Source organism: Armatimonas sp., assembly GCF_031410135.1.
Classification (GTDB): Bacteria; Armatimonadota; Armatimonadia; order Armatimonadales; family Armatimonadaceae; genus Armatimonas.
In genome coordinates, this window is sequence record NZ_JANNYP010000899.1 from 1 (window position 1) to 5,574 (window position 5,574).

General features: G+C 57.1%; 7 protein-coding genes and 1 pseudogene. 2 read left to right on the top strand and 6 right to left on the bottom strand.

Going from position 1 to position 5,574, the window contains the following annotated elements:
- A pseudogene (locus RMO15_RS32085) lies at positions 1-516 on the bottom strand (hypothetical protein); the annotation flags it as partial.
- A gap of 109 nt (positions 517-625) precedes the next feature.
- Here RMO15_RS32085 and RMO15_RS32090 point away from each other — a divergent pair.
- Both RMO15_RS32090 and RMO15_RS32095 read left to right on the top strand, forming a co-directional pair.
- The gene (locus tag RMO15_RS32090) at positions 626-889 is read left to right on the top strand and encodes an AbrB/MazE/SpoVT family DNA-binding domain-containing protein (protein ID WP_309723050.1); all 264 of its coding nucleotides are present in this window, start codon (positions 626-628) and stop codon (positions 887-889) included.
- Entirely contained in the window at positions 877-1,206 is a 330-nt protein-coding gene (locus tag RMO15_RS32095; protein WP_309723054.1) for a type II toxin-antitoxin system PemK/MazF family toxin, read from the top strand. Before RMO15_RS32090 ends, RMO15_RS32095 begins: the two co-directional genes overlap by 13 nt.
- Before the next feature lie 73 nt (positions 1,207-1,279).
- On the opposite strand, the gene RMO15_RS32100 is transcribed toward RMO15_RS32095, so the two are convergent.
- From RMO15_RS32100 to RMO15_RS32120, 5 genes are all read right to left on the bottom strand, one after another.
- On the bottom strand, positions 1,280-2,026 hold the full coding sequence (locus RMO15_RS32100; protein ID WP_309723057.1) for a hypothetical protein: 747 nt from the start codon (positions 2,024-2,026) through the stop codon (positions 1,280-1,282).
- Positions 2,027-2,190: 164 nt separating this feature from the next.
- A complete protein-coding gene (map, locus tag RMO15_RS32105; protein ID WP_309723060.1) occupies positions 2,191-3,000 on the bottom strand; it encodes a type I methionyl aminopeptidase in 810 nt (269 codons plus the stop codon).
- Positions 2,954-3,910, bottom strand: coding sequence for an ABC transporter ATP-binding protein (locus RMO15_RS32110; RefSeq protein WP_309723063.1), 957 nt, complete (start codon positions 3,908-3,910; stop codon positions 2,954-2,956). The genes map and RMO15_RS32110 overlap by 47 nt, the downstream gene beginning before the upstream one ends.
- The gene (locus tag RMO15_RS32115; protein WP_309723065.1) at positions 3,891-4,331 is read right to left on the bottom strand and encodes a DUF6036 family nucleotidyltransferase; all 441 of its coding nucleotides are present in this window, start codon (positions 4,329-4,331) and stop codon (positions 3,891-3,893) included. Before RMO15_RS32115 ends, RMO15_RS32110 begins: the two co-directional genes overlap by 20 nt.
- Positions 4,332-4,490: 159 nt before the next feature.
- The coding region (locus RMO15_RS32120) for a Gfo/Idh/MocA family oxidoreductase (protein WP_309723068.1) at positions 4,491-5,574 on the bottom strand (1,084 nt) is incomplete at its 5' end.

Sequence of the window (5,574 nt, forward strand, 5' to 3'; positions counted from 1 at the left end):
GAGGATATGAAACGGGTCGCGGAAGGTCTTGTCGGTGGTCTTGTCCGTGATCTCGTAGCTCTCGCGGCTGCCATCGCCGGAGCGCTGGAAATCGTAGCGCCCGAGCTTGTTCTTCTCCGCTGTGTACCAGTCGGAGCTGTAGTAGAACTGAAGCTGGGCGGTCTTCTGGAGCTGATCCAGAATGTCTTTCTCATTCTTGACTGCGGGAATCTCGACCACGAACTGCTTCTCACCCTTGGGAGTGATTACCGGCTCGGCAACGCCATTGGAGTTAACACGATTGTCGAGAGTCCGCAGCACCGAGGCGCGAGTTTCTTCGTCCCACTTCTGGCCCTTGGGCAGTGTGTCGAGGTTTGCCTCCAGCACCACACGGGCACCCCCCTGGATGTCGAGCCCCAGCCTTGGGGACACTTTCTTTCCAAAGGTGCTGTTGGGAGCCACAAGCGGCGCAAGGGTCACGGCGGCAGCCAGCAGGGCGAGGACGATAACAAGAAGAGCTAATTGTCTGGGTTTCAAAACATTTACCTTGTGCCCAAATTGACAGGCACCAAAGGCGCATTATACCAGATGATGCAAATAATGCGGGCTTGACAGTAGGATTGGACGGGGATACATTGTAATTACTATGGTGAAAACACGTCTCGTCAAGATTGGTAACTCGCAAGGTATCCGGATTCCCAAGCTCTTGCTGGAGCAAACCAAGCTCACAGATGATGTGGAGCTGACGGTGGAAGCGGGGCAGCTCATCGTGCGCGCCGCTCATCCTGTCCGCCACGGCTGGGACGCTCAGTTTCAGGCAATGGCACAAGCAGGGGACGATGCTCTTCTCGACGGCGAGGCACTAGGGCACACTCCCACAAACTGGGAGGCTGACGAATGGAGTTGGTAGTACGGCGCTTCGAGGTCTGGCTGGTGAACCTTGATCCGACTGTGGGGAGCGAGATTCAGAAAACCCGTCCCTGTCTCATCGTCTCCCCCGACGAGCTGAACCGCAATATCGCCACCGTGATCGTCGCCCCGATGACGACGCGCGGCAAGAACTACCCCACGCGCATCCCCTGCGAGTTTCAGGAAAAGTCTGGCCAAGTGGTCTTGGATCAGCTCCGCACCGTGGATAAAACTCGCCTCACTAAGCGCCTCGGCTCCCTCAGTACCGACGAACAAACCGTCGTCCTCCAAGCCCTCGCCGAACTCTTCGCGGAGTGAGGTTCAGGGGTAAAATAGTGTCGCTATGCCGACACTATTGGATATCACCACCAAAACGACCGTAGACCTTGGCCTATAGTTTCTTAAATGCCTCACGCCACTCAGGTTCACAGGGGAACGTCTTGCGTGTACCCAACGAGAATTTTTTCCCACTCAAGATAACAGCAGTTCTTTCTGTTAGCTTGGAGAGTAGCTTCTCTAGTGCAGGTAGTTGTTGTGGCTCTAAGAAGATGGAGTAGGCATCACGACGTTTAATAGTTTGCAACGAGTTTAATCCCGGTAAACTTCCCGGCCACGGTATAGATTTCCGAGCAGAAGAGAAGTCTCCCAACATGACTTCGGTATAGCGGGATGTCCAGGACTTGGCATGTGGGAAATCCAGAGTACAGAGCCAGCGGTGCAGGTTAAGTAGCTCTTGTGGCGGTGGGGTAGCCTGCTTGTTACCTGGCATTGTGGTGCGTGGACCGGAGAGCCTTCCACTCCTAGTTAGCCCGTACACCCGTGTTGCCAACGTACTCGTGCCCATCCGCCAATAGAACAGTGCTTCGGGCTGATCGGTTACGCCTGGAGCAATATCGTAGTGCCCCTTAACTACCCCAATAGCCTTGAGCTTTTGTAGGATTTGATCCAGAGTAGGCTTATCCAGTTGCGTTTGAAAATATTCGTAGTGCCGTTTAACCAGCCGGACAAAGATCACCTGACCGTCTTCGTAGAGAGCAACATTGGGGGTGTCAGCACCTATGACCATCCCCCAAGGGGCTGTTTGTATGAAGATAAGTAGTGGTTTTTGCCCCTCAAAGGGATCGAATTTCTTTTGCAATTAATACCCCACTGCTCGGAACAGCCTGTTGTTGGGGAGGCTGAAGGCCCAGCGGATGTCGGCGGCACCGCTGGATGCTATTTTACCCTAGCCGACGAAGGCTTCTCCACCGCAAAAGAGCACCCCGGTATCGCTGGATAAGACTTCTTCCAAGCTGGCGAGGGCTACTTCGGAGGGAGGGTCAGAATCACGGGGCCGTTTTCGGTGACGGCGATGGTGTGTTCCCAGTGGCAGGCGATGGAGCCATCTGCGGAGACTATCGTCCAGGGGTCTTCGTCAATGTGCGCGACACCGTCTTTGCCAAAGACCACCATCGGCTCGACACAGAACGTCATTCCTACTTGGATCACGGTCTTGTCCGCCTCGCTGCCGACAAAACAGGGGACATCTAAGCCGTCTTCGTGGGGCTCTCTCCCAATCCCATGCCCGACCAGCTCCCGCACCACGCTCATGCCATTTTTCTCGACATGGCTCTGGATCGCCCAGGAGACATCGCGGATGGTGTTGCCTGCGACGGCTTTCTCGATCCCCAGATACATCGCCTCGCGGGTGACCTGGTTGATTTTTTTTGCCTTAGGCAGCACGCGCTTGCCCACAATCGTGCTGATCGTGGAGTCCGCGCACCAGCCGTCGAGCTCGGCGGTCATGTCCAGGCTCACCAGCTCACCCTCGCGCAGCTTGCGCTTGCGGTTGGGCACCCCGTGGATCACCTCATCGCCTACCGAGATGCAGCTATTGTGGAGGTACACGTCCTCCGTCCAGGGTGGCTTGTAGCCAAAGAGCGCCGACTTTGCTCCAAAGCGCTTGAGCACCTCGCCCGCGACCTCGTCGAGCTCGCCGGTTGTTGTCTTACCTGGCACAATCACATCGCGCATCGCACGCAGTGCTGCCGCCAGCGCGATCCCTGTCGCACGCATTGCCTCGATCTCACCGGGCGTCTTGAGAGTCCACTTCTGAGCCACTATCTGTCCCATCCTCCATTAGCCGGATAAACGCGTCTTCTAAACTCAAGCGGGCCGGGGTGACGGCGTGAACTTTCCCGCCAGCTCGCACCAGGGCCGCTACCAGGGCGGAGATTTCATCCGTTGCTACCGTGAGCGTGTTTTCCCGCTGCAAGACGGCACCAAATCTCCCCGCCGCCTGAAGCTGCGTCTCCGAAATGCCTTCCAACTCTACCACAACCGAGGCCGGTTGCGCCGTGAGCTCGGCGAGCGTACCCTGCTTGATAATGCGTCCGCGCCGGATAATCGCGATAGAGTCACACGTTGTCTCGACTTCGGAGAGCAAGTGCGAGTTGAGCAGCACCGTGGTTCCCTCGGCCTTGAGCGAGAGAATCAGCTCACGGACAATGCGCCGTCCAATCGGGTCCAGCGCGCTCGTCGGCTCATCCAAGATCACCAGCTTGGGCTTGTGCAAGACCGCCTGCGCCAGCCCGACGCGCTGCTGCATGCCCTTTGAGAAAGCTTTGAGTGGCGTCTTGCTTTTCTCACCTAGGCCGACGCGCTCCAGTGCCTCCGGAATGCGTGCCTTTCGCGTCTTGGCATCGAGGCCGTAGAGCCGCCCGTGCAGATCCAAAAACTCTGTCGCGGTGAGAAACTCGTGGAACTGGAATTTTTCGGGCAGGTAGCCGATCCAGCGCCGCGTGTTGCGATCTCCAATCGGCTTTCCCAGCACCGTGCCTGTGCCCCCGGAGGGCCGGACGTTGCCCAGGAGCATCCCGATGGTCGTCGTCTTGCCCGCGCCGTTTGGCCCCAGAAACCCAAAGACCGCGCCCTCCGGCACCACCAAATCCAGCGCCTCAACAGCCGCCTGCGCCGTGCCCGCGTAGACTTTACGGAGCTGGTGCGTTTCTAGGGCCTGGCCATCAGGAGAGGTTTTCGACATCGGCTAGATCCTGCATTCGCCCTGATGCTTGCTTGTTCTTTTTTAAGTTCTCCAAGTCAATGAAAGGAAGTGTTAAGTCTCCGATTTGAATGTCAATATGGGAAGGGTAGCACATTTCAAAATCAACACCGGAGAGTGAGTTCAAAATATCAATTCGATTGGGAGGATAGCCAAGCTGAACAATAGTATCTGGCTCAAGAAAATCATCTGCTTTTAAGTTGAGTGAGGCAAAACCGAACGCATTAAGAGCCTGAACTGTTTTTTGAGCATTCTGAGGATCAAGCCAGAGCCAGATATCAATGTCCTTGGTATAGCGTGGGTGACCATGTAAAGCGACTGCATAACCACCCACGATGAGATACCGAACCTGGTTATCGTTTAACGATTGTAAGAACTCTTTGAAGTCCTGACTGAGTGTCATTGTTGTGGTACTCGCATCGGATTTCTTCCAGAGCCGCTAGGCGATTTTCATAGGATTGCGTCTGCCAATACGCAAAGTCAGTGCCTTGTTCTTTAAGACGGACTTTGCGTACGACCATGGCAATGGTGCGTAGTGTGCTCATTGCGATTATTATACTGGCTAGCTGTCTAACTCGCCGTCTGCGAGGCCGACGGGCAGGGCGGCGGGGCGCTCTACCGTGGTCAGCATGGCATAGTGGGTACTGCTCTCCGAGGAGGTGTGGAAGCCGATCATGGCCTCAAGCACATGGCAGGCAAGGTCGCCTGAGCAGCGGTGCGCACGGCCTGTCTGGGTGGCAATGGCAATATCGGCGGCTCCGATTCCCCGGCTGTTCTCACGATAGCCATGAGTCAGTGCGATCTCTTCCCATTCCTCTTTGCCGCGCTTGAGCTTAACGGTGCCACCAAAGCCGTTGGGGTCGGGAACGGCGAGCGTGCCCTCGGTGCCGAAGATCACGATGGGGGAGAACGGGGGGACGCCGTAGACATCGAAGCTCTGCACTATCTGGGCAATCGCACCGTTCTCGAAGTCAATCACGCCGGAGTAGTGGGTGGGGACTTCGACATCAATCACCGTGCCGTTTAAGGGCTGGCTGGTGATCGTCCGCTGGGCAAACGTGGTGCGGGTGCTGCCCGTGAGGCGCTTGATCGGGCCGAGCATGTTGACCAGCGCGGTGAGGTAGTACGGCCCCATGTCCAGCATCGGGCCGCCGCCGGGCTTGTAGTAGAACTCGGGCGCGGGGTGCCAGGTCTCGTGGCCGCGCGAGAGCATGGTCGCCATTGCTGCCACGGGCTCGCCAATCGCACCGTCATCAATTAATTTTCGGCAGGTCTGGTGCCCGCCGCCCAGAAATGTATCCGGGGCACAACCCAATCTCAAGCCCTTCTCTTTTGCCAGCGCTACCAGTCCTGTGCCTTCTTCGAACGTCACGGCGAGCGGCTTCTCCAGGTGGACGTGCTTCCCTGACTCCAGCGCGGCTTTGGTGACGGCGAAGTGGGCCTTGGGAATCGTGAGGTTGATCACTATCTCAATCTCCGGATCAGCGAGCAGAGCATCTACGGAGAGCGCACGGCAGCCATTTTTCTCGGCAGCGGCCTTGGCACGGTCGAGATCGAGATCGGCGCAGGCGGCAATCGAGAGAGTCGGGAAAATCTTGGTGGCGTTGAAGTAGGCCCCGGAGATCGCTCCGCAGCCAATGACGCCG